This window comes from Streptomyces sp. NPDC006510, assembly GCF_040611955.1.
In the GTDB taxonomy this organism is placed as follows: domain Bacteria; phylum Actinomycetota; class Actinomycetes; order Streptomycetales; family Streptomycetaceae; genus Streptomyces.
Genome location: NZ_JBEXPH010000137.1, coordinates 1 through 23441 on the forward strand (window position 1 = coordinate 1; position 23441 = coordinate 23441).

The following is a 23441-nucleotide window of genomic DNA, read 5'->3' on the forward strand; positions in this document are numbered from 1 at the left end:
ACCGAAGGCATCGAGAAGAACACCCACGACAACCCCTTCGGCGCCGTCCTCTCCTTCCGCGGCACCGTCACCGACACCACCGTCAAGCACGCGCTGAGCGCGGCGATGCCGGACCTCTCGGACCTCTTCGAGGTCGGCGACTCCTCGAAGTTCGCCGTCGGCCAGTGGTGGGCCGTGGAGATCAACGCCCTGGCGGGGAAGTACGAGAAGGAGATCCAGCGTCTCGTCCAGGTCACCGATGTCGTCGACCCGACGCACATCCGGGTCAACTACCAGATCGGCTGGGACCTGGCCGCGGGCCGCACCCTGACCTGGACCCGCGTCGAGCCCGTCGACCGCGCCCATGTCCGCAACATGGTCTTCGAGGGCTGGGGCGAGGACGAGATGACCGGCTCGCACCCGGTCGCGTACGAGTACGCGGTGCGCTGCGACGTCTCCGGGATCGAGGCCATCGGCACCTTCTGGCCGGTGGTGATGCGCCGCTGGTGCACGTACTACCGCACCGAGCAGTGCTCGCTGACCAACCCGAAGTCCGTCACCTACGGCGGCGCGGGCTACCTCACCCAGCAGATCTACTGCCTGTACGGGCACGTGGAGGACTGTCACACCTCCAACGCCCGCCATCTCAACGACTTCACGGCCTCCGCCTACTGCTACGTCACCAACTGCCACGGCGACGGTGACGACGAGGGCCCGTTCGTGACGCACGGCCAGTTCGAGCACGACCTCGTCTACACCGGCAACTCCGGGCTGATGACCTTCGCCAACTCCGGTGCCGCCTGGGGTGGCAGGGCCAAGCGGATCACCGTACGCAGGCACGCCTGCTCCTGGTTCGTGGCCCGGGTCAAGATCACCGATCTGACCCTGGAAGACGTCCTGGTCATCGGCAAGAAGTCCCTGGCCGGCTCCGGAATGCTCTGGGTGAACGCGGACGGTGTGCAGATGCGCGGCTGTACGGCCACGGGTCCGCTGATCGTCTCCCGGGCCTCGGACCTCTCGGCCCGCCCCAATGTGATCGCCGACTCCTCGTTCGCGTTCGCGGCGGGCGCGGAGATCACCCAGGCCAACGTCACCGCCCCGCTCACCATCCAGCGCTCCACCCTGAAGGGCGTCGACGGCGCGGTGTTCAACGGCACCGGCCCGCTCACCCTGGACCAGTGCACGCTGACCGGCTCCGAGGACACCGCCCCGGTCTCGCTCGCGCACTTTGGCATCACCGTGCTGGGCGGCGAACTCCGCGACACCGGACTGAAGCTGACCTCGGCGAAGGACCAGCGGCTGCGCATCGACGGAACACGGCTGAGCGGCACCAACAAGGACGGCGCCCTGCTCTCCCGTACCGGCTCCGGACGGACCGTCGACTGGCAGCTCACCGGCCTCGACTCGACCGCGCCCAAGGGCACCGCCCATGTGCTGGTCACCGAGGGCCCCAACCGCTACCGGGCCACCGGCTCCACCTTCACCGGCGGCCGGCTCGAACTGCGGCCCGCGGCGTTCGGCGGCGCCTCCAGCCATCTGCTGCACACCGGCTGCGTCGAGGACGGCACCGAGCGCACCGCGCTGCCGGACGAGGGCGACCGCGTCGCCCACACCGCGGCCACGCTGCGGATCTGACCACCTCGGGGCCTCTCGTTTGGATCACGCCGGGCTCGCGGGGCCTGGCACGAACGCTCTCTGATCCGGCCTGATCCAGACGAAAGACCCCAACCCATCGAGTACCAGGGATTCCCGTGTACACGCATACCCCGATCACCGGCCGGCCCGTACGGGTCGCGCTCGTCGGCGCCGGCAACCGCGGTCTGACGTACGCCGAGTGGATCAAGGCGCACCCCGAGCGCGCCGAGCTCGTCGCCGTCGCCGATCCGCGCCCCGCGGCGCGGGCCGCGGCCGGCGCACCCGTCGAGTTCGACGACTGGCGGCCGCTGGTCGAGAACCGCATCGCCGACGCCGTCGTCGTCGCCACCCAGGACCGCTTCCATGTGGAGCCGGTGCTGGCGCTGGCCGAGGCCGGTTACGCGATCCTCGCCGAGAAGCCGCTCGCCCCGACCGAGGAGGAGACCCGGCGGATCGTCGAGGGTGTGGAGCGGGCCGGAGTCCTGTTCGCGGTGTGCCACGTCATGCGGTACACCCCGTACACCGACCTGGTGAAGGAGGTCGTGGACTCCGGTGTGCTCGGTCAGCTGGTCTCCCTCGACCATCTGGAGCCGGTCGGCTGGTGGCACTACGCCCACAGCTATGTGCGTGGGCCGTGGCGCAGCGAGCAGGACTCCTCCCCGATGCTGCTCGCCAAGTCCTGTCACGACCTGGACTGGATCACGTACGTGATGGGCGGCCGGATCGAGCAGGTTTCGAGCTTCGGCGGGCTGAAGCACTTCCGGCCCGAGAACGCCCCGGCCGGGTCCGCCGAGCGCTGCCTGGACTGCGCGGTCGAGTCCGGCTGCCCGTACAGCGCGCTGAAGCTGTACATGCCGACGCTGCGCGAGAAGGGCGCGGTCTGGCCGGTCACCCATGTCACCGAGGCGAAGGACGAGGCCGGTCTCGTGCAGGCGCTGCGCGAGGGCCCGTACGGCGTCTGCGCGTACCGCGGCGACAACGACGTGGTCGACCACCAGGTCCTCGCCATGCAGCTGACGGACGGGGTGACCGCGACCTTCCAGATGGTGGCGTTCACCGAGCAGACGCACCGCCAGACCCGGATCTTCGGCTCGCACGGCTGGCTGATCGGCGACGGCGAGCGGGTCACGGTGCAGGACTTCCGGACCGGCGAGACCACCGTCCATGAACTCGGCGCCTCCGGTTCGAACGCGGCCGACGGGCACGGCGGCGGGGACGCCGCTCTCGTCGAAGCGTTCGTCACCGCCGTCGCGACGGGTGACGCCGGGGCGGTCCGCTCCGGTCCCGCCACCTCGCTCGGCAGTCATCTCGCGGCGTTCGCCGCCGAACGTGCCCGGCACACCGGCACCGTCCAGACGGTCCCGGCGCAGTGACTCCCCCTGAAGGGCCCGTCGTTCGGACCGGGCCGGATCCGAACGACAGTCCCTGTTCCCGCCCCACCCTCACGTCCTCGGAGGACCACCTCATGTCCCGTCTCCTCACCCGCCGTTCCAGAGTCCGTGCCGTAGCCGCCCCCTTGGTGGCCACCGCGCTCGCCGCCGGTGTGCTGGCCGGCTGTTCCGGCAGCGGCAGCGACGACAACACCGTCACCATGTGGACCTACCCGGTCATCTTCGACGAGGCCAAGAACAAGGCGTACTGGGACGGCCTGGTCAAGGCGTTCGAGAAGGAGCACTCGGGCGTCAAGGTGAAGGTGGAGACCTTCCCCTGGGCCAACCGCGACACCGCACTGGCCACCGCGATCGCCTCCGGCAAGGGCCCGGACGCGGTCTACCTGATCCCGGACCAGCTGCCGAAGTACGCCAAGAGCATCGTCCCGGCCGACGACTACATGCCGGCCGACGCCAAGTCGGACTACACCGACTTCGCGCTGAAGTCCGTCACGGTCGACGGCAAAGCCCTCGCCACCCCGATCCTGACCAGCGCCAACCCGCTGATCTGCGACAAGCGGGTGTTCGCCGCCATCGGCGAGAAGACCTACCCGACGAGCTGGGCGGACCTGGAGGCGCTGGCCCCGAAGCTGAAGGAGAAGGGCTACTACGCCACCACCTACTACGGCGACACCCAGCAGACGCTCAACATGACCTTCTACCCGCTGCTGTGGCAGGCCGGCGGCGACGTCTTCTCCGAGGACGGCAAGAACGTCACCTTCAACGACGCGGCCGGCGTCAAGGCGCTGACGTACCTGAAGAAGCTGGTCGACGGCGGCCACACCGACAAGGATCTGGTCACGACCACGCCCAAGCTGGAGCAGACCCCGACCGCCAAGGGCAAGGTGGCGTGCACCTGGCAGAACACCCCGGCGGACGTCGAGCCGTTCTGGGGCAAGGAGAACATCGTCGTCCAGCCGCCGCTGAAGGACGCGAAGTCGGTCGGTTACGGCACGGTCGGCGCGCTGTCGATGCTGAAGGGCGCCGACAAGAAGAACACCGGCGACTGGCTGAACTTCGTCGCCGAGTCGAAGAACGCGGCCGGTCTGCAGAAGGCCGCGGGCTACTTCCCGGCCCGCAAGTCCGGCGGCGACCTGTACCCGGACGACGCCCTTCAGACGGCGGTCGGCGCCACGCTGCCGAGCATGACCGTGGGCCCGCTCCAGGACAAGGCCCGCGAGGTCCAGGGTGTGCTCGCGCCGGAGATCCAGGCGGCGCTGCTGGGCAAGAAGAGCCCGCAGGAGGCGCTGAACGCCGCGCAGAAGGCCGCGCAGGCGATGCTCGGCCGCTGATCAGGTGCGGGGCCGGGGTCCGGCCGCACCCGGACCCCGGCCCCGCACCCCTGGGGGCGTTCCCCCCGACCTCCGTAATTCCCCCGTACCGCAAGGAGATCCCCGTGGCAGTCGTCGCGGAACCCACCCGCCGCCGGGGCCGTCGCAGCGGGCCGCAGGCGCGCCGCGAGGCCCGGATCGGCCTGCTCTTCGTCCTTCCGTGTTTCCTGCTCTTCCTGGCGTTCCGGTTCGGTCCGGGCATCGCCGGGGTGCTGATGAGCTTCACCGACTACACCCTCACGGGCGGCGGCAGCTTCATCGGGCTGGACAACTTCACCCGCCTGTGGGACGACCCGCTGTTCTGGCAGGCGCTGAAGGTCACGGTCCTGTACACCGTGCTCGCCGTGCCGGGCACGCTCATCGCGTCGGTGTCCCTGGCGCTGATCACCCGCCGCGCGTTCCGCGGCGCCAAGTTCTTCCGTTCGGTGTTCTTCCTCCCGGTCGTCACCTCGCTGGTGCTGGCCGCCACCGTCTTCGTCTGGATCTTCTCGACCGGCGGCCCGTGGCCCACCCTGATGAGCTGGTTCGGGATGTCCGAGGGTTCCTGGCTCTCCGACGACGTGCTGGTGCTGCCCGCGCTCGCGATCGTCGGCGTCTGGTCCCGCTTCGGATACGGGATGCTCATCCTGCTGGCCCGGATGCAGGACATCCCGCGGGAGCTGGAGGAGGCGGCCCTCACCGACGGCGCGGGCCCCTGGCAGCGATTCCGGTACATCGTGCTGCCGCAGCTCAAGCCCGCCCTGTTCTTCCTCGCCGTGATCGAGACGACGGCCTCGTTCCAGGTCTTCGACGCGGTCTACACGATGACCGGCGGCGGCCCCGCAAACGCCAGCTACACGCTCGTCTTCCAGCTCTACGACGCGGGCTTCAAGTACTTCGACCTGGGTTACGCCTCCGCCATCGGCGTCGCGCTCTTCGCGCTGACCGTGGTGGTCGCGGTGATCCAGCGGCTCGTGATCGGGAAGGACCAGTGACCATGACCACAGCACCCGCCCAGACCGAGACCCCGCCCGCGCCGAGGGCCCCCGCGGCCCCCGACCGGGCCGCGCGCCGCGCCGAACGCAAGCTGCGCAAGCTCTCCGAGCAGGACACCGTCCCGCACGGCATGCGGCCCACCCGGGCCGGCCGGATCGGGCGCGCCGTGCTGCTGACGGTGGCCGCGATCGTGACGGTCTTCCCGTTCTACGCGATGGTCGTGCTCTCGCTGAAGCCGTCCGCGGCGGTCGAGTTCCCCGGCAGTCTGCTGCCGTGGCCGCTGACCGGCGAGGCGTACGACACCGTCATGAACTCCCAGGACGTGCCGCGCTGGCTGTTCAACACGCTGATCTACTCGGTCGTCTCGGTCGCCGGCGTGCTGCTGCTCGCCTCGCTCGCCGGGTACGCCTTCGCCAAGAAGCGTTTCCCGGGCCGGGACACGATGTTCTGGTCGTTCCTGTCGATGGTGATGGTCCCCTACCACGTCACGATGATCCCGACGTTCGCGATGATCGCGAAGCTGGGCGGCGTGGACACGTACTGGGGACTGATCGTGCCGACCCTGGCCAACGCCCAGGCGGTGTTCCTGATGCGGCAGTTCATCCAGGGGCTGCCGGACGAACTCTTCGAGGCGGCCCGGCTCGACGGCTGCAACGAGTGGCAGATCTTCTACCGGATCGTGCTGCCGCTGCTGAAGCCGATCCTGGCCACGCTCGGTGTCTTCGTCTTCCTGTGGCACTGGAACGACTTCCTGTGGCCACTGGTCATCGGCCAGTCCACCGACATGCGCACCCTCACCGTCGGCATCGCCTCGCTCCAGCAGCAGAACGTGCCGCTCAATGTGGTGCTCTCCGGCTCCGTCATCGCGTTCGTGCCCATCTTCGCCGCGTACATGGTGGGCCAGCGCTACTTCACCGAGGGCGTCACCGCGTCCGGAATCAAGGGATAGCTAAGAATGTTCACCGATGAGGCCGCGCTCGAAGAGCGGCTCGCCACCCCCTCCCCCGCGCTCGTCGCCGATCTCGGCCGCCTCGAAGGCGATCTGCTGGTGCTCGGTGCCGGCGGCAAGATGGGCCCCAGCCTGTGCCGGCTCGCCCGCCGGGCACTGGACGCCGCGGGCCGCCAGGACGTGACCGTGTACGCGGTCTCCCGCTGGTCCGACAAGTCCGCCGCCGACGAGCTGGAGGCCGCCGGGGTCTCCACCGTGGCCTTCGACCTGATGGACCCGGCCGCCGATCTGGCCGGGCTGCCGGACGCCGGGAACGTCGTCTTCATGGTCGGCGCCAAGTTCGGCTCGGCGGACGCCCCCTCGCACGCCTGGGCGGTGAACGCCGCGATGCCGGACCGGGTGGCGCGCCGCTGGTCGGGGGCGCGGATCGCCGCGTTCTCCACCGGCAATGTGTACCCGCTGGTGCCGGTCTCCTCCGGTGGCTGCACCGAGAGCGACCCGGTCGGCCCGGTCGGCGAGTACGCCATGTCGTGCCTGGGCCGGGAACGGATCTTCGGCCACGCGGCGCTGACCCGTGGCACCAGGGTCGCCAACATCCGCCTCAACTACGCGGTCGACCTGCGCTACGGCGTCCTCGCCGACATCGCCTACCGGGTACAGGCCGGCGAGCCCGTCGATGTGACGACCGGCCACGCCAATGTGGTGTGGCAGGGGTACGCCAACGAGGTCGCCCTGCGCTCGCTGCTGCACGCCACCGACGGCGAGGCGTTCACCCTCAACCTCACCGGCCCCGAGACCGCTTCGGTGCGCCGCATCGCCCAGTGGTTCGGCGAGGAGTTCGGCAAGGAGCCGGTCCTCGCCGGCGAGGAGGCGCCCACCGCGCTGCTCTCCGACGCGAGCCGCTGCCACGCGCTGTTCGGCTACCCGGACGTCACCCTGCGCACCCTCGTCGAGTGGCAGGCCGACTGGCTGCGCCGCGGGCTGCCACTGTCCGGCAAGCCCACCAAGTTCCAGGTCCGTGACGGAAGGTTCTGATCCACTCCATGTCCACTCCCTCCCTCGTGTCGACCCCTGCCCTGGACGCACTCGCCCACGGTGCGGTGATCCCCGCGCACCCGCTCGCCCTGCACGACGACGGCTCCTTCGACGAGCGCCGGCAGCGTGCGCTGACTCGCTACTACCTCGCCTCGGGCGCGGGCGGCGTCGCCGTCGCCGTGCACACCACCCAATTCGAGATCCGCGAACCGCAGGTCGGTCTGTTCCGGCCGGTCCTGGAGCTCGCCGCCGAGACGATCGACGCCGAGGCCGGCCGTCCGTTCATCAAGGTCGCCGGTGCCTGCGGCTACACGGCGCAGGCCGTCTCGGAGGCCGAGACCGCCGCCGAGCTCGGCTACGACGCGGTGCTGCTCAGCCCGGCCGTGCCCGGTGCGGACGAGAAGGGGCTGCTGGAGCGGGCGCGTGCGGTCGGCGAGGTACTGCCGGTGATCGGCTTCTACCTCCAGGAGGCCGTCGGCGGACGCTACCTGTCGCCGCACTTCTGGTCGTCGTTCACCGATCTGCCGAACACGGCCGCGGTGAAGATCGCCCCGTTCGACCGCTACCGCACGGCCGATGTCATCCGCGCCGTGGCCGCCGCGGACCGGGCCGACGAGGTGGCGCTGTACACCGGCAACGACGACGACATCATCGGTGATCTGCTCACCCCGTACGAGACGGCGGGCGGCAAGCCCCGCTGGTTCGCGGGCGGGCTCCTCGGCCAGTGGGCCGTGTGGACCGGCTCCGCGGTGACGCTCCTGGACGACGTCCGGAAGGCCCGCGGCGGGGACCACGACGCGATGGTGCGCTGCCTGGCCCGCCGCCCCGAGCTGACCGATGCCAACAGCGCGGTCTTCGATGTGCGCGGCGCGTTCCGCGGCTGCATCGCAGGGGTGCACGAAGTGCTGCACCGCCAGGGCCTGTTGGCGAACATCCGGTGCCTGGACCCGGCCGAGACGCTCTCTCCCGGACAGGCCGAGGAGATCAGCCGGGTGGCCGCGTCCTACCCTTGGCTGACCGATGACGCCTTCGTTGCGGAGCACCTCGATGCCTGGCTCTCCTGATCCTGCCGACCGCTCCCGGGTGGTCGTCGCCGTACCGCCGGGCCTGCGGGCCCAGTTCTTCACCGCCGGGGTGTGGCGGGAGCTGGAGCGGGCGGCCGAACTCACCGTCGTCGACGAGCACTCCGACCGGGCGGCGGTCGCGGCCGCGCTGCCCGGCGCCCGTGCGCTGATCACCTCGTGGCGGGCGCCCAAGGTGGACGCCGGGCTCCTCGCATCGGCCGACCGGCTGGAGCTGGTGGCGCACACCGGTTCGGCGGTCGCGCCCTATGTCACCGAGGAGGTGTTCCGGCGCGGCATCCTGGTCACCCAGGCCGGTGACGAGATGGCCCGCCCGGTCGCCGAGGTGGCCCTCGCGTTCACGCTCGCGCTGCTCCACCGCATCCAGCGCTTCGACCACGCCCTGCGCGGCGGGCTGGAGTGGGCGGCTGCGAGCGAGGCCCCGCCGCGCCACGAGATCCACGGCAGCGACATCGGGGTGATCGGCGCCTCGCGCACCGGGCGCGCCTACATCGCCCTGGTGCGGGCGATGGGGGCGCGGGTGAGCGTCACCGACCCCTACCTGTCCGCCACGGATGCCGAGGCGCTCGGGGTGGAGTCCGTACCCCTGGAGACGCTGCTCTCGCGCAGCAGGATCGTGGCCGTGCACGCACCGGTCACCGAGGAGACCCGCCGGATGATCGGCGCCGAGCAGCTGGCGCTGATGCCGGACGGGGCGGGTCTGGTGAACACCGCCAGGTCGTGGCTGGTCGACGAGGACGCGCTCCTCGCCGAACTGGCCTCCGGCCGGCTGGACGCGGCGATCGATGTCTTCGACGCCGAGCCGCTGCCCACGGACCACCCGTTCCGGTCCCTGCCGAACGTGCTGCTCACCCCGCACCAGGCGGCGGGCAGCGTCGAGTGCCGGCAGCGGCTCGGGGCGAGCGCGGTCGACGAGGTGCTGCGGCTGCTCGCCGGGCGCCCCCCGGCCCACGCCGTCACCGCCGACGCCCTCACCCGCCTGCACTGACCCCAACCCCCGTACCGTTCAGGAGATTTCACCTCATGCGACTGATGCGCATCGGCGAGCTTGGCCACGAGCGCCCGGTCCTCGTCTGCCCCGAGGGCCGTCACTACGACCTGTCCGGCATCACCGACGACATCGACGGCGCGTTCCTCGCCGCGCTCGCCGACGATCCGCACCTGGTGCCCGCCGAGCCGCTGCTCCCGGAGACCGACATCACGGGCCTGCGGATCGGCGCCCCGGTGGCCCGGCCCTCCGCGCTGCTCTGCATCGGCCAGAACTACGCGGCCCACGCGGCCGAGTCGGGTGCCGAGCCGCCCGAGCAGCCGATCCTCTTCTACAAGTCGCCGAACACCGTCGTCGGCCCGTACGACGACGTGCTGATCCCGCGCGGCTCGAAGAAGACGGACTGGGAGGTGGAGCTGGCCGTCGTGATCGGCCGCCGCGCCTCCTACCTGGACTCCCCCGCCGACGCCGCCGCGCACATCGCGGGTTACGCCGTCAGCAACGACGTCTCCGAACGGGCCTTCCAGCTGGAGGAGTCGGGCGGGCAGTGGTCCAAGGGCAAGAGTTGCGCCACGTTCAACCCGCTGGGCCCGGTGCTGGTGACGGCCGACGAGGTCGGCGACCCGCAGCAGCTGCGGCTGCGCAGCTACGTCAACGGCGAGCCGCGGCAGGACTCCAGCACCGCCGACATGATCTTCAGCGTGGCGCATCTGGTGCACCATCTGTCGCAGTACCTGGTGCTGGAGCCCGGCGACGTCATCAACACCGGCACCCCGCAGGGCGTGGCGCTGTCCGGCCGCTTCCCCTACCTGGGCCCGGACGATGTGATGGAGACCGAGATCTCGGGCCTCGGCCGGCAGCGCAGCGTCTGCCGGCCCGCGTAACGGAGGCCGCGGGGCCCGTCAGTCCTCCGGGAGTTCGACCGGGGCGATGTCGTCGAAGACGTCGCCGGGGCCGGGGTTCGTCGCATCGGTCGCGCCGCCGAACTGGTTCATCACACCCCAGACGGCGTTGAGCGCGGTCTGTACGGCGCCCTCGGCCCATCCGGCCGTCCAGGAGATGTCGTCTCCCGCGAGGAACAGACCCCGGCGGTCGGCGGGCAGCCGGTCCTGCATGAAATGGGTGAACAGCCGCCGCTGGTAGCGGTAGTGGCCCGGCAGGTTGGCCTTGAACGCGCCCATGAACCACGGCTCGTTCTCCCAGGAGACCGTCACCGGGTTGCCGATGATGTGCTTCCTGATGTCGACGTCCGGGTAGATCTCGCCGAGCGACTTGAGCATGACGTCCAGGCGCTCGTTCGGGGAGAGCGGCAGCCACTTCAGGCTGTCGTCGCACCAGGTGTACGAGAGGCAGATGACGGCGGGCCGGTCGGGGCCGTCGTCCAGGAGGTACGTCCCCCGGGTCATCCGGTCGGTGAGCGTCATCGACATGGTGTCCCGGCCCGTCGGCACCCCTCTGTCGTCGACGGTCTGGTCCAGCCAGAACGGCCGGTCGACGGGGACGAAAAGCTTGGACGACTCCATGTAGTGGGTGCGCTCCATCGCCGTCCAGTGGTCGATCGGGAAGAGCGCGTCGTCGCAGTCGATCTTCGAGAGCAGCAGCCAGGACTGCCCGGTGAAGATCGCGGCCGGGTAGGTGCGGATGTCGCCGGTGGAGTCGGTGACGGTGATCCGGTTGCCGGCGGTGCGGTTCAGCCGGGTCACGGCGGGGCGCGGCTCGCCGTTGTGCAGCGAGGACAGCGACGTACCGAGCGGCCAGTGGACGATCTTCTGCGGCTCCCGGTCCCAGAGGCGCAGCGGGAGCTGCTGGCTGCCGCCGACGATGCCCCGGTGGTGGTCGTCCGCCTCGGTGTAGACAACGCGGAGGATCTCCAGGATGGAGTTGGGGAAGTCGGTGTCCCAGCCGCCGGTACCGAAGCCTACCTGGCCGAAGATCTCCCGGTGCCGGAACGACTTGAAGGCGTCGGAGTCGCAGAGGAATCCGTAGAAGGTCTGGTTGTCGAGCTTCTGGACGAGCTTCGCCCAGATCTCCCGGATGCGCGGCACATCGCGCTCGCGCATCGCGCGGTTCATGTCGGAGAAGTCCGCACCCTCCTCCAGGCACCGGTTCCAGGCGTCCATGACGTCGCGGTAGACCTGCGGCAGGTCGTCGATGGTCCGCGCGTAGTGCGACTCGCCCTTGAGGTCGACCACGGTCGAAGGGGTGGCCGGGGAGAGCGGGTTGGGGAACGGCCTCGTCTCCAGGCCGACCAGGTCGATGTAGTGCTGGAGCGCGGTGGAGGACGGCGGGAACCGCATCGCACCCATCTCGGCGGTGAGTTCGGGATCGCAGCCGTCGAATCCGACGGTGCGCAGCCGGCCGCCGATCCGGTCCGCCTCGTAGACGACGGGCTTGAGCCCCATCTTCATCAGCTCGTACGCGGCGACGATGCCGGAGAGCCCGCCGCCGATGACGGCGACCTCGGTGCCGTGCTCGGTCGCCGGTATCTGTCCGAGTCCGGCGGGGTGCGCCAGGAAGTCGTCGTACGCGTACGGGAAGTCCGGCCCGAACATGGTGATCGGCTCGGTGGCCTCGGTGTGCTGGACGGCGTTGGGCACCGTGGACGTCATGGGGTACGGACTCCTTGCGCGAATGAAGGTGGAACGGTGGGGCGGGCTCAGACGAGGGAGCCGTACAGGCCGGGGCGGCGGTCGTGCAGATACGGGTTGGCGGCGCGCGAGGCGCTCAGCAACGCGGGGTCCACCTCACCGACGACCAGTTCCTTGCCGCGTCCGGCCCGGCTGCGGACGGCGCCGTCGGGACCGGCCAGGCAGCTCAGCCCGACGAACTCGAACTCGCCTTCCGGGCCGGTCCTGTTGACGTACGCCACGTACATCTGGTTCTCGAAGGCACGAACCGGCACGAGGGACTCGGCGACGAACTGGAAGGGGTGCATCTGTGCGGTGGGCACCAGGAGCAGATCGGTGCCGGCGAGGGCGTGGGCGCGGACGTTCTCCGGGAACTCGACGTCGTAGCAGATCATGATCCCGATGCGTACGCCGTCCAGTTCGGCCTGGATCACGGTCTGCTCGCCCGGGGTGAACCACTCGTGCTCGAAGCTGCCGAAGAGGTGGGTCTTGCGGTAGTTGGCGAGTGCCGTCCCGTCCGGGCCGATGAGCTGTGCGGCGTTGAAGATCTGCTCGCCCGCGCGCTCCGGGTAGCCGTAGAGGACGGCGAGCCCGTGCCGTGCGGCGATCTCGCCGACGGCCTGGGCGGACGGCCCGTCGGCCGGCTCGGCCAGCCGGGGCACGTCGGCCCCGATCGCGTATCCGGTCAGGAACAGTTCGGGGCAGACCAGGAGCCGCGCCCCGGCATCCGCCGCCCGCCGCGCCGCTCCGTCGAGCACCTCGATGTTCTCGGCCACGTGCCCGGGTCGTCCGGAGTTCTGGAGCAGGGCGGTGCGCAACGGCGGCATGGCTGACCTCGGACGGTGCGGGCTGGGCGGGGACGTATCGACGGTACGGTCCGCCGCTCACGCCGGACAAGGCGCGACCGTTGCGCGTGCACCGTCGATCCATTGCGCGCCGGAGGCCGTCGGCGGCGATTCATTGCGCCCGACGTCTTCGCAGGTCAAAAGGGTGACCCAGGTCTCACGCCGTACGGCGGGCGGGCTCTACTCCGGCGCGCCCGACGAGTACCGCCGCAGCAACGGCGAGAGCACCAGCACGGACTTCGTCCGCTCCACGTACGGCTCGCCCGCGATCCGCTCCAGAACCTGCTCGAAGTGGCGCATGTCCGCGGCGAAGACCTGCACGATCGCGTCGGCCTCCCCCGTCACCGTGGACGCCGAGGCGATCTCCGGATAGCGCGCGAGCCCCTGCTTGATCGCCTCCGGCGAGGTGTTGCGGCTGCAGTAGATCTCGATGAACCCCTCGGTCTCCCAGCCCAGCGCTGCCGGGTCCACCCGGACCGTGAACCCGGTGATGGCGCCCTCGGCGCGCAGCCGGTCCACGCGGCGTTTCACGGCGGGCGCGGACAGGCCGATCATCGCGCCGATGTCCGAGTAGGAGCGCCGGGCATCTTCGGCGAGGGCGTGGACGATGCGTTCGTCGAGGTCGTTCAGGCGCACTTCGGGCGGTTCACTTCTCTGCGATGGTCTACTTCGGGGGCGGCACGGGCCGCCCCCGAAGTAGACCATGGCACGCCCGGCCGGGCGCGCTCACCGCCGTGCGTGACCGGTCAGAACGGGAACCGCGAACGGCCGTGCTGCACCGAGATCCACTTCTGGGTGGTGAAGGCCTCGACCATCGAGTCGCCGTTCAGCCGGCCGAGGCCGGAGCTCTTCTCGCCGCCGAAGGGGACGATCGGCTCGTCGTGGACCGTGCCGTCGTTGATGTGGATCATGCCGGTGTGGATGCGCTGTCCGACCCGTACACCGCGCTCGATGTCGCCGGTGTGCACCGCGCCGCTCAGGCCGTACGGGGTGTCGTTGGCGATCCGGACCGCCTCGTCCTCGCCGTCGAACGGGACGATGAGCGCGACCGGCCCGAAGATCTCCTGGGACAGGACGGGGGAGTCGGCGGCCAGCCCGGTCAGCACGGACGGGCTCACCAGGTTGCCGTCGGCCCGGCCGTGCAGCAGGGCCGTCGCGCCGGCCGCCACGGTCTGGTCGACGAGCGAGGAAATGGCCTCGGCCTGCGAGGAGTTGATCAGCGGGCCGATCACGGTCTGCGGGTCGGCCGGGTCGCCGACCGGCAGCGAGGCGACCTTGGCGACGAACTTCTCGGTGAACTCCTTCTCCACCGCCCGGTCGACCAGGATCCGGTTGGCGGCCATGCAGACCTGGCCCTGGTGCACGTACCGGCTGAAGACGGCCGCGTCCACCGCGTAGTCCAGATCTGCGTCGTCGAGGACGATCAGCGCGCTGTTGCCGCCGAGTTCGAGCACGGCGCGCTTGAGGTTCGCCGCGCACACCGTGGCGACGTGCCGCCCCACCCGGTCCGAGCCGGTGAAGGAGATGACCTGCGGTACGGGGTGCTCCAGCAGGGCGTCACCGATCTCGGCGATGTCGGTGACCACGACGTTCAGCAGGCCGGCCGGGAGCCCGGCCTCCTCGAACACCTTCGCCACCAGCGTGCCGCCGCAGACCGGGGTGTTCTGGTGCGGCTTGAGCACCACCGCGTTGCCGAGCGCCAGGGCGGGGGCGACCGACTTCAGCGACAGCAGGAACGGGAAGTTGAAGGGGCTGATGACCCCCACGACGCCGACGGGCACCCGGTAGACACGGTTCTCCTTGCCCTCGGTCGGCGAGGGCAGTATCTGCCCGGTGGGCCGCAGCGCGAGCTGGACCGACTCCCGCAGGAACTCCTTGGCGAGATGCAGCTCGAAGGCCGCCTTCAGCCGGGTGCCGCCCAGCTCCGCGACGATCGCGTCGCCGATCTCGGACTCGCGCTCCTCGACGATGCGCAGCGCCCGCTCCAGCACCGTCCGCCGGGCGTACGGGTTGGTCTCGCCCCAGGCCCGCTGGGCGTCCTGCGCGGACCGGTACGCCTGGTCGACCTCGTCGGCCGTGGCGACCGTGATCGAGGCGAGCTTCTCACCGTTGTACGGATTGAAGTCGATGATGTCCCAGGACCCCTTGCCCGGCCTCCACTCTCCGTCGATGTACTGATGGGCCAGGTCGGTGAAGAAGGACATGAGATCCCTTACCACAGAGGAACGGGCAGCTGATTGTGCTTCATGTTACTTACATTCCAATGGGGTTGAAGCGCATCGGATCAGCCTGCCGAGGGCCGGAACCGGACATCCGTGCATACCGGTGAGAGCGTCCGGAAACGCCGGTGCCCCTCCGGGCTCGAACGGCCCGGAGGGGCACCGGCGTTGCGGAACCGCGGGATCAACTCCAGCTGGCGTGCAGCGGCTTGCCCTCGGCGTATCCGGCGGCGCTCTGCACCCCGACGACCGCCTTCTCGGCGAACTCCGCCAGGGAGGCCGCACCGGCGTAGGTGCAGGAGGAGCGGACGCCCGCGATGATCGAGTCGATCAGGTCCTCGACGCCGGGCCTGGCCGGGTCGAGGAACATCCGCGAGGTGGAGATGCCCTCCTCGAAGAGCGCCTTGCGGGCCCGGTCGTAGGCGGACTCGTCCGACGTGCGGTTCTTCACGGCGCGCGCGGACGCCATGCCGAAGGACTCCTTGTAGAAGCGGCCGTCGGCGGACTGCTGGAGGTCGCCGGGCGACTCGTACGTACCGGCGAACCAGGAGCCGATCATCACGTTGGACGCGCCCGCGGCGAGCGCCATGGCGACATCGCGCGGGTGCCGGACGCCGCCGTCCGCCCAGACGTGCTTGCCGTACTTCTTCGCCTCGGCGGCGCACTCCAGAACGGCGGAGAACTGCGGCCGGCCCACACCGGTCATCATCCGGGTGGTGCACATGGCGCCGGGGCCGACACCGACCTTGATGATGTCCGCACCGGCCTCGATGAGGTCGCGCACGCCCTCGGCGGCGACGACGTTGCCCGCGACGATCGGCACCCGCGGGTCGAGCGCGCGGACGGCCCGGACCGCGCTGATCATGGACTCCTGGTGGCCGTGGGCGGTGTCCACGACGAGCGTGTCGACGCCCGCGTCGAGGAGCTGCTTGGCCTTGCCCGCGACGTCGCCGTTGATCCCGACGGCGGCGGCGATCCGCAGCCTGCCCTCGGCGTCGGTGGCGGGGGTGTACAGGGTGGCGCGCAGTGCGGCCTTGCGGGTGAGGATGCCGACGAGCCGGCCGTCCGCGTCGACCGCGGGGGCGAGCTTGCGGTGGGCGCCGTCGAGCTTGCTGAAGGCGTCGCGCGGGTCGATGTCCGCGTCGAGCAGCACCAGGTCCTTGGACATGACCTCGGAGAGCTGGGTGAAGCGGTCGACGCCGGTCAGGTCGTGGTCGGTGACGACACCGACGGGCCGGTGCCCCTCGTCGACGACGACGCCCGCGCCGTGCGCGCGCTTCGGCAGCAGCGACAGGGCGTCGGCGACCGTCTGGCCCGGGGCCAGCACGATCGGCGTGTCGAGCACCAGGTGTCGCGTTTTCACCCAGGAGATGACGTCGGTGACGACCTCGATCGGGATGTCCTGCGGGATGACGACGAGCCCGCCGCGGCGGGCGATCGTCTCGGCCATCCGGCGGCCCGCGATGGCCGTCATGTTCGCGACGACGAGCGGGATGGTGGTGCCGGTGCCGTCGGGCGAGGAGAGATCGACACCCTGGCGGGAACCGACTGCCGAACGGCCCGGGACCATGAAGACATCGTCGTACGTGAGGTCGTACGGGACCGAGGGGGACTCTGTGTAACGACCAGTACCGGGCTCAAGAAAACGCATAACGCTCATTTTTTCACACGAAACGGAGCCGGTCGCCTCCATGAAGGCACAGCAAAGGACACCCGCGTTCGTATGTTCCTCCGAAGGGGACTGAGCGGGAGTCCCGGGCAAGTGGAACCCGCCTTGTCGGCGGACCCTACCCGAAAGGCATTCGAATCATTCGCGATCATCTTCCCTGGACCTGGTGACAAGGGGTCAGGTAGCTTCAAAGCCGCAGGTCCCGTGGGTCTCTTCTACGCCCCGGAGGAACAGCCGGAAGCGTCATAACTTCCATCACACGTACGACCGGAGAGGATCACGACCCACCCGTGGAGAGCGAACTGCCGGACATCTACTGCCCGTTCCCCCAGCGAACCAACCCGCATGTCGGGCACACCAGGGTCCACCTCGACGAATGGACCCGCAACACCGGCCTGGTGCACCGCGATTCGGCCAGGGATCGATTCGAGCAGGCGGACTTCGGTTCGTTCGTCGGCATGGTGTATCCGACCGCCGACAGCAAGAATCTCGACCTCGTCGCGGACTGGTTCGTATGGCTCTTTCTCGTCGACGACCAGCTCGACGACGGCCATCTCGGCCGCAGCCCGGAGCGGGTGCGGGACGTGGTCGAGCTGATGCGGACCGTCATCGAGGGCAACCCTCCGGGCACGCTGCCGGACGGACAGCTCCCGGCCGCCGTGGTCGCCCTGGCCGATCTGTGGGAGCGCACGACACCGACCGCGGCCCCGCACTGGCGCACCCGGTTCGGCTGGCATCTCACCACGTATCTCACGACGACCACCACATGGGAGGCGGGGAACCGGGCCGCCGGTGTGGTGCCGTCCGAGGAGACGTACATCGCCAAACGGCGCCACACCGGCGCGATACATGTCTGCATGGACCTGATAGAGATCGTGGCCGGGATCGAGGCTCCCGAGTCGATCCACAACGACCCCCGGTTCATCACCGCGCTGGAAGCCTCGTGCAATGTCGTGTGCTGGGCCAACGACGTGTACTCGTACGAGAAGGAGCAGGTGCTCGGCGAGATCCACAATCTGGTCCATCTGGTCCGGCACCATCGCGGCCTCGGTGAGCGGCAGGCGCTGGAACACGTCTGTGCGGAGGTCGCGACGGAGACGGAGCGCTTCCTCACCGCCGAGTCCGAGCTGCTGACCGCGTACCCGCAGCTGTCCTGGATGCTCACGCCGTACCTGGACGGGATGCGGAGCTGGATGCGGGGCAACCTCGACTGGTCGAGGCAGACCCCGCGCTACAACCCGGCCGATGTGAGCCAGTACGAGGAGCCGGAGGAGTATCTGGAGGCGACGGTCCTGGGCATGGTCCGGGACTGAGCCACCGGACATGGAAACGCCCGGGCAGCGCGTGCGCTGTCCGGGCGTTTCCGTGTCCGCCGTCCGCGGGAACGGTGGCCACCGCCCCCGCGATCGCTCAGTCGCCGTCCGGGTCGGCCCGCTCCAGCGCCGGCCGCTGCGGTGCCGCCGACTCCGTCAGCAGGTAGTCGGCCGCCGCCGTGTCCGTCACCAGGCTGGTGACGAGCCCGGACCTCAGCACCGCCCCGATCGCCGCCGCCTTGCGCTGTCCGCCGGCGATCGCCACCACTTCGGGGATCCGGCGCAGCCGGTCGGCCTCGACCGTGATGCACCGCTCCCCCAGATCCCGGCCGACCCGTCGGCCCTCGGTGTCGAAGAGGTGCGCCGACATCTCCGCCGCGACGCCGAGCGAGGCGTAGTGCGCCCGCTCGTCATCGCTGAGCATGTCGTGGACGGTCGAGATGCCCGGCTCCCAGGAGCCGATGGAGACCGCCGCGACCGTCACCTTGTCGAAGTAGTCGAAGGCGCGGGCGATACCGGTCTGGTGGCGCAGCGCGGCCGCCGTCGCCGGGTCGGGCAGCAGCATCGGCGCGTAGATGGGGTGGGCCTCGCCACCGGACACCTGGGCGGCCCGCCGGACCGCCTCGACGGAGCCGCGCTCGGCCGTCCCCGCGTCGTACACCCCTGTGAGCTGGACGACCGTGCACGGCGGCAGCCGGTCGAGCGCCGCCGCCATATGGATGGTGGACCGGCCCCAGGCCAGCCCGAGCACATCGCCTTCGTTCACCAGTTCGCCGAGGAGATCGGCCGCGACCTCGCCCAGATTCTCCGGGTCCGGTGCGTCGTCCTGCTCCTCGGCCGGGGATTCGACGACGACCGCGTGGCGCAGCCCGTAGCGGGCCCGGAGCGCGTCGGAACGCTCGGCGTCCAGTTCCGCGGGGACGCGGATCTCGATCCGTACGAGGTCGCGCTCAAGAGCCGTCTCCAGGACCCGGGCCACCTTGAAGCGGCTGACGCCGAACTCCTCGGCGATCTGGATCTTCGACTTTCCCTCGAGGTAGAAGCGGCGGGCCATGGCCGCCGCCTGCACCAGCTCCGCGGGCCCCATCCGCAGGGCGGACCGGCCCGCCGACATTGCAGACACCGCGATCTCCTCACTGCTGTTCACACTCTCGATACGCCGTTCATCCTGTCAGATCCGGCGTTTTTTGATCGGTCCCGTCGGACCGAGTTCATCTGCCCTTGGCCGGGCGGACCCGCGATCGGCGGCGGGAGCCGGTTCCGGTGTCAGTGGCCGCACGCCCAGGCCGCCGAGGCGGTGGCCCCGTCGGCCTTCGCCCGCAGCGCCCGCACGGCCTCGGCCGGGTCCGTCGCCCCGTACACCGCCGAACCCGCGACGAAGACATCCGCACCGGCCTCGGCGCACCGCTCGATGGTGGACGCGGAGACGCCGCCGTCGACCTGGAGCCACAGTTCGAGGCCGTGCTTGGAGATCAGCTCACGGGTGCGGCGGATCTTCGGCAGCATGATGTCCAGGAAGGCCTGGCCGCCGAAGCCCGGCTCCACCGTCATGATCAGCAGCATGTCGAGCTCGGGGAGCAGGTCCTCGTACGGCTCGATGGGCGTCGCGGGCTTGAGCGCCATGGAGGCACGGGCACCCTTGGCCCGGATCTCCCGAGCCAGCCGTACGGGGGCCGCCGCGGCCTCCACGTGGAAGGTCACGGAACCGGCGCCGGCCTCGACGTACCGAGGCGCCCAGCGGTCCGGGTCCTCGATCATCAGATGGCAGTCCAGCGGGGTGTCCGTGGCCCGGCTGAGCGATTCGACGATCGGCACACCGAGGGTCAGATTGGGCACGAAATGGTTGTCCATCACATCGACGTGGAGCCAGTCGGCACCTTCGACCGCCTTCGCCTCCTCGGCGAGACGGGCGAAGTCGGCGGACAGGATGCTGGGGTTGATCTGGGCCATGTCCCAAGCCTGCCATGTTCCGCGCCACTTCCCCGCCCCGGTGCGGGCCAAAGCCTCACGGGATCATTACAGTTCGCCCGATCCAACAGCTCCGGCCGCGCGATACGGGCGTTTCGGCCCGTGGCGGGTGCTTCGGGCGGCCCTGCGGTGCAGGAACACGCAGGGACCCCGATCCGCGTCGGCCCGCTTCAGGCGGTACGCCTCAGCAGGGCCAGGTACATCGCGTCCGTGCCGTGCAGATGCGGCCACAGCTGGACGTCGGGGCCGTCGCCCAGCGCGGGCACTCCCGGCATCAGCGGGCGGGCGTCCACCCACTCGGCCTCGACGGGCTGGCCACCCCGGCCCCCCAGCACGTCGTCGACGACGACCCGGGTCTCCGCGAGGTGCGGCGAGCAGGTCGCGTAGCCGACGATGCCGCCGACCCGCACCGCGTTCAACGCCTCGCGCAGCAGGCCGCGTTGGAGCGGCGCGAAGTTCTCCAGGTCCTCCTTGCGGCGACGCCAGCGCGCCTCCGGGCGGCGGCGCAGGGCGCCGAGGCCCGAGCACGGCACGTCCATGAGGACCCGGTCGAAGCTGCCGGGCCGCCACGGCGGGCGGGTCCCGTCGGCGGTGATCACCTGGTACGGGCCGGGGTTGCCGGCCAGCGCCCGTTCGACGAGCCTGGCCCGGTGCGGCTGCTTCTCGGCGGCGAGCAGGGCGGCGCCCCGTTCGGCGGCGAGCGCACCGAGCAGGGCGGCCTTGCCGCCGGGTCCGGCGCAGCCGTCGAGCCAGCGGCTGTCGCTGCCTTCCAGCGGTGCGGCGGCGAGGGCGGCGGCCACCAGCTGGCTGCCCTCGTCCTGGACCCCTGCCCGGCCCTCCTGGACGGCGGTCAGCGCGCCGGGCTCGCCGCCCTCCGCCATCCGTACGGCATACGGTGACCAGCGGCCCGGCAGGCCGTTCTCATCGCCGAGGGCGGTGAGCAGCTCATCGGTGGTGGAGCGGCCGGGGCGGGCGACGAGTGTGACCTCGGGCCGCTCGTTGTCCGCTTCGAGCAGGTCCTCGATGCCGGCGCGGCCACCGCCCAGCGCGTCCCACAGCGCGGAGACGATCCAGCGCGGATGCGAGTGCACGACCGCGAGGTGGTCCTCGGCGTCCTCCTCGTACGAGGGGGCCACCCGGGCCACCCAGCCGTCGAGGTCGTCCGCGGAGACCTTGCGCAGCACGGCGTTGACGAACTTGGCCCGCCCCTCGCCGAGCACCACCCGGGCCAGCTCCACGCTGGCGGAGACCGCCGCGTGGGTGGGGATACGGGTGCCGAGCAGCTGGTGCACGCCCATGTTGAGCACGTCCAGGACCGGCGGATCGACCTCGCGCAACGGCCGGTCGATGCAGGCCGCGACGATCGCGTCGTACGTGCCCTGGCGGCGCAGCGTGCCGTAGACCAGCTCGGTCGCCAGCGCCGCGTCCCGGTTGTCGAAATCGTCCTTGGCGCGTGCCTTCTTCAGCAGCGGGGGCAGGACGAGGTTGGCGTACGCGTCCCGTTCGTCGACGGCCCTGAGGGCTTCGAAGGCGAGGAACCGGACCGGGTCCTTCTGAGGACGGCGATGCGGCTTGGCGGGACGGCGACGCTGCTGGTCGTTCACGTGAAAGGTGCTCCGCTGATGGTGAGAGGACGAACCCTCCCAGCCTACGTCGCCGCCCCGGCCCCGGCGGGCCTCAGCTCCCCAGCAGCTCGCCGTGGGCGATCCGCACCCCGCGCGCCCAGTCGGCGGCCCGCATCGGCTTCTTGCCCTGGGGCTGGACCCAGAGCAGCTCGACCGCGTGCGATCCGGTGCCCACGTACACATTGTTCTTGGCCGCCGACAGCTCGCCGGGCGCCAGATCGGCACGGTCCAGCACCGGCACCGCCTGGATCAGCTTCAGCCGCTCCCCCCGGAACAGCGTCCACGCGCCGGGCGCGGGTGTGCAGCCGCGCACCACGCGATCGACCCGCAGGGCGGGGGCGGACCATTGCACCTGGGCGTCCTCGACCGTGATCTTCGGTGCGAGAGTGACCCCCTCGGCGGGCTGCGGCACGGCGTGCAGCGTGCCGTCCTCGATGCCGTCCATCGTCGCGACGAGCAGCCCCGCGCCGGCGAACGCCAGCCGGGTGAGCAGGTCACCGCTGGTGTCGGTGGGACGCACCTCCTCGGTGAGGACGCCGTACACCGGGCCGGAGTCGAGCCCCTCCTCGATCCGGAAGGTCGACGCGCCGGTCACCTCGTCCCCGGCCATGACCGCGTGCTGTACGGGGGCCGCGCCGCGCCAGGCGGGCAGCAGCGAGAAGTGCAGGTTGACCCAGCCCCGGGCGGGTACGCCGAGCGTCTCCTTGGGGAGCAGCGCCCCGTAGGCGACGACCGGGCAGCAGTCCGGGGCGATCTCCCGCAGCCGGGCGAGGAAGTCCTCGTCGCGCGGCCGGGCGGGCTTGAGCACCTCGATACCGGCCTCCTCGGCGCGCTCGGCGACGGGGCTGGCGACCAGGCGGCGGCCCCGCCCGGCGGGGGCGTCGGGCCGGGTCACGACGGCGGCCACCTCGTGCCGGTCGGAGGCGATCAGGGCGTCCAGGGCGGGTACGGCTACCTCGGGGGTGCCTGCGAAGACGAGCTTCATGGGTGGCTGACTGCCTCTCGGGCCGGAACGTGCGGTGACGAGCAACGCACAAGTCTATGGGCCCGGCGACCGGGGGGCGTACGCATGACCGCGCGCCCCTTTGAAGGGCGCACGCGCCCCTGAAGCGTGACCAGATCCACGGCTGAGGCGTTGGTCAAGAGAGATTGACCGAAGCGAGCCGCCACGGTGCGGCCCGATCCCTTTCAATGCCGGTTCGAGAGGCTTCTTCATGGCCGACCACGCAACCCACGACGCCCAAGCGAGGGCCAGTCTGCATCTGTTGGTGCGGGACATCGAGCGGGTCCGGCGGCAGGTGGACGCGCTGCGCACGCTCACCGCCCAACTGGGCAACGTCTACCGCCCGCGCCGCTCCGGCCCGTCCACGGGCTTCGTCGTCTACGGCAGGGCCCCGGCCCCCACCGTCAGGCTGGCCCAGGAACTGCGCGACAGCGTCGAGACCCTGGTCACCGCGGCAGTCGACTTCGACCGCTCGCTGGGCTTCTCCTGGGACGCGGTGGGCTCCGCGCTCGGGGTCACCAAGCAGGCGGTGCACCGCCGCTACGGCGCACGCCGCAACGCCCGTCAGCCGGGGACGGCCGAATCCGGCACGGAGACCGCGGTGCCGCGCACCCTGCCCGTCGTGCCCGGCTCCGGCAACACGCCCCCGCTGCCCGCCGTACCCGCCGCTCGGTCCATGCCGCCGCGGCCTCCGTTGGACCGCCCGGCACTCCGCGACGACCTGCGCCCCGGCGTCTTTCCCGGCCCACGCAACGGCTGACCACCCCG

20 protein-coding genes are annotated in these 23441 nt (G+C 70.7%); 11 read left to right on the forward strand and 9 right to left on the reverse strand.

All coding sequences use genetic code 11. From position 1 onward, the window contains the following. The 9 genes from ABZY11_RS31145 to ABZY11_RS31185 form a co-directional block, all read left to right on the forward strand. Nucleotides 1-1614, forward strand: a 1614-nt coding sequence (locus ABZY11_RS31145; RefSeq protein ID WP_356482347.1) for a peptidase C14, incomplete at its 5' end; no start/stop codon positions are given. A 116-nt stretch (nt 1615-1730) separates the two neighbouring features. After that, nucleotides 1731-2987, forward strand: coding sequence for a Gfo/Idh/MocA family oxidoreductase (locus ABZY11_RS31150; protein WP_356482348.1), 1257 nt, complete (start codon nt 1731-1733; stop codon nt 2985-2987). Between the two features lie 92 nt (nt 2988-3079). Further along, nucleotides 3080-4336, forward strand: a complete 1257-nt coding sequence (locus ABZY11_RS31155; protein WP_356482349.1) for an extracellular solute-binding protein — start codon at nt 3080-3082, stop codon at nt 4334-4336. A 104-nt stretch (nt 4337-4440) separates the two neighbouring features. Beyond that, entirely contained in the window at nt 4441-5349 is a 909-nt protein-coding gene (locus ABZY11_RS31160) for a sugar ABC transporter permease (RefSeq protein ID WP_356482350.1), read from the forward strand. A gap of 2 nt (nt 5350-5351) precedes the next feature. Then, nucleotides 5352-6299 carry a carbohydrate ABC transporter permease gene (locus ABZY11_RS31165; RefSeq protein ID WP_356482351.1) on the forward strand — a complete coding sequence of 316 codons (948 nt, stop codon included), beginning with the start codon at nt 5352-5354 and terminating at the stop codon, nt 6297-6299. A 6-nt stretch (nt 6300-6305) separates the two neighbouring features. Beyond that, entirely contained in the window at nt 6306-7334 is a 1029-nt protein-coding gene (locus ABZY11_RS31170) for an NAD(P)-dependent oxidoreductase (protein ID WP_356482352.1), read from the forward strand. A gap of 8 nt (nt 7335-7342) precedes the next feature. Continuing rightward, nucleotides 7343-8398 (forward strand): dihydrodipicolinate synthase family protein, encoded by a 1056-nt coding sequence (locus tag ABZY11_RS31175; protein ID WP_356482353.1) that lies wholly within the window; start codon nt 7343-7345, stop codon nt 8396-8398. Next, entirely contained in the window at nt 8382-9404 is a 1023-nt protein-coding gene (locus tag ABZY11_RS31180) for a hydroxyacid dehydrogenase (RefSeq protein WP_356482354.1), read from the forward strand. Before ABZY11_RS31175 ends, ABZY11_RS31180 begins: the two co-directional genes overlap by 17 nt. Before the next feature lie 35 nt (nt 9405-9439). Continuing rightward, nucleotides 9440-10288, forward strand: a complete 849-nt coding sequence (locus ABZY11_RS31185) for a fumarylacetoacetate hydrolase family protein (RefSeq protein WP_356482355.1) — start codon at nt 9440-9442, stop codon at nt 10286-10288. 18 nt (nt 10289-10306) lie between these two features. Here the strand turns inward: ABZY11_RS31185 and ABZY11_RS31190 are convergent, their stop codons facing one another. The 5 genes from ABZY11_RS31190 to ABZY11_RS31210 form a co-directional block, all read right to left on the reverse strand. After that, a complete protein-coding gene (locus tag ABZY11_RS31190) occupies nt 10307-12013 on the reverse strand; it encodes an NAD(P)/FAD-dependent oxidoreductase (protein ID WP_356482356.1) in 1707 nt (568 codons plus the stop codon). Between the two features lie 47 nt (nt 12014-12060). Continuing rightward, on the reverse strand, nt 12061-12858 hold the full coding sequence (locus tag ABZY11_RS31195; protein ID WP_356482357.1) for a carbon-nitrogen hydrolase family protein: 798 nt from the start codon (nt 12856-12858) through the stop codon (nt 12061-12063). Nucleotides 12859-13056: 198 nt separating this feature from the next. Next, a complete protein-coding gene (locus tag ABZY11_RS31200; RefSeq protein ID WP_356482358.1) occupies nt 13057-13512 on the reverse strand; it encodes an Lrp/AsnC family transcriptional regulator in 456 nt (151 codons plus the stop codon). Nucleotides 13513-13622: 110 nt separating this feature from the next. After that, nucleotides 13623-15080, reverse strand: coding sequence for an aldehyde dehydrogenase family protein (locus tag ABZY11_RS31205; protein ID WP_356482359.1), 1458 nt, complete (start codon nt 15078-15080; stop codon nt 13623-13625). Between the two features lie 199 nt (nt 15081-15279). Next, entirely contained in the window at nt 15280-16746 is a 1467-nt protein-coding gene (locus ABZY11_RS31210) for a GuaB1 family IMP dehydrogenase-related protein (protein WP_356482360.1), read from the reverse strand. Between the two features lie 308 nt (nt 16747-17054). Here ABZY11_RS31210 and ABZY11_RS31215 point away from each other — a divergent pair, with 308 nt between their 5' ends. Further along, nucleotides 17055-18077 (forward strand): terpene cyclase, encoded by a 1023-nt coding sequence (locus ABZY11_RS31215; RefSeq protein WP_356482361.1) that lies wholly within the window; start codon nt 17055-17057, stop codon nt 18075-18077. A gap of 97 nt (nt 18078-18174) precedes the next feature. Here ABZY11_RS31215 and ABZY11_RS31220 read toward each other — a convergent pair whose 3' ends face one another. The 4 genes from ABZY11_RS31220 to fmt form a co-directional block, all read right to left on the reverse strand. Beyond that, the gene (locus ABZY11_RS31220; RefSeq protein ID WP_356482366.1) at nt 18175-19191 is read right to left on the reverse strand and encodes a sugar-binding domain-containing protein; all 1017 of its coding nucleotides are present in this window, start codon (nt 19189-19191) and stop codon (nt 18175-18177) included. A 152-nt stretch (nt 19192-19343) separates the two neighbouring features. Further along, nucleotides 19344-20027, reverse strand: coding sequence for a ribulose-phosphate 3-epimerase (rpe, locus tag ABZY11_RS31225; RefSeq protein WP_356482362.1), 684 nt, complete (start codon nt 20025-20027; stop codon nt 19344-19346). A 188-nt stretch (nt 20028-20215) separates the two neighbouring features. Beyond that, nucleotides 20216-21649, reverse strand: coding sequence for a transcription antitermination factor NusB (locus ABZY11_RS31230; RefSeq protein WP_356482363.1), 1434 nt, complete (start codon nt 21647-21649; stop codon nt 20216-20218). Between the two features lie 73 nt (nt 21650-21722). Then, on the reverse strand, nt 21723-22655 hold the full coding sequence (gene fmt / locus ABZY11_RS31235; protein WP_356482364.1) for a methionyl-tRNA formyltransferase: 933 nt from the start codon (nt 22653-22655) through the stop codon (nt 21723-21725). A 229-nt stretch (nt 22656-22884) separates the two neighbouring features. On the opposite strand from fmt, the gene ABZY11_RS31240 reads away from it, so the two are divergent. Beyond that, on the forward strand, nt 22885-23433 hold the full coding sequence (locus tag ABZY11_RS31240) for a hypothetical protein (RefSeq protein WP_356482365.1): 549 nt from the start codon (nt 22885-22887) through the stop codon (nt 23431-23433). Nucleotides 23434-23441: the final 8 nt, after the last annotated feature.

Excerpts from the sequence above, each read along its gene's own strand:
- ABZY11_RS31165 (WP_356482351.1), top strand. The coding sequence starts at position 5,352 with ATGACCACAGCACCCGCCCAGACCGAGACCCCGCCCGCGCCGAGGGCC.
- ABZY11_RS31175 (WP_356482353.1), top strand. The coding sequence starts at position 7,343 with ATGTCCACTCCCTCCCTCGTGTCGACCCCTGCCCTGGACGCACTCGCC.
- ABZY11_RS31240 (WP_356482365.1), top strand. The coding sequence starts at position 22,885 with ATGGCCGACCACGCAACCCACGACGCCCAAGCGAGGGCCAGTCTGCAT.
- ABZY11_RS31205 (WP_356482359.1), bottom strand. The coding sequence starts at position 15,080 with ATGTCCTTCTTCACCGACCTGGCCCATCAGTACATCGACGGAGAGTGG.
- ABZY11_RS31190 (WP_356482356.1), bottom strand. The coding sequence starts at position 12,013 with ATGACGTCCACGGTGCCCAACGCCGTCCAGCACACCGAGGCCACCGAG.
- ABZY11_RS31170 (WP_356482352.1), top strand. The coding sequence starts at position 6,306 with ATGTTCACCGATGAGGCCGCGCTCGAAGAGCGGCTCGCCACCCCCTCC.
- ABZY11_RS31155 (WP_356482349.1), top strand. The coding sequence starts at position 3,080 with ATGTCCCGTCTCCTCACCCGCCGTTCCAGAGTCCGTGCCGTAGCCGCC.
- fmt (WP_356482364.1), bottom strand. The coding sequence starts at position 22,655 with ATGAAGCTCGTCTTCGCAGGCACCCCCGAGGTAGCCGTACCCGCCCTG.
- ABZY11_RS31180 (WP_356482354.1), top strand. The coding sequence starts at position 8,382 with ATGCCTGGCTCTCCTGATCCTGCCGACCGCTCCCGGGTGGTCGTCGCC.
- ABZY11_RS31210 (WP_356482360.1), bottom strand. The coding sequence starts at position 16,746 with ATGCGTTTTCTTGAGCCCGGTACTGGTCGTTACACAGAGTCCCCCTCG.
- ABZY11_RS31220 (WP_356482366.1), bottom strand. The coding sequence starts at position 19,191 with ATGTCGGCGGGCCGGTCCGCCCTGCGGATGGGGCCCGCGGAGCTGGTG.
- ABZY11_RS31195 (WP_356482357.1), bottom strand. The coding sequence starts at position 12,858 with ATGCCGCCGTTGCGCACCGCCCTGCTCCAGAACTCCGGACGACCCGGG.
- ABZY11_RS31185 (WP_356482355.1), top strand. The coding sequence starts at position 9,440 with ATGCGACTGATGCGCATCGGCGAGCTTGGCCACGAGCGCCCGGTCCTC.
- rpe (WP_356482362.1), bottom strand. The coding sequence starts at position 20,027 with ATGGCCCAGATCAACCCCAGCATCCTGTCCGCCGACTTCGCCCGTCTC.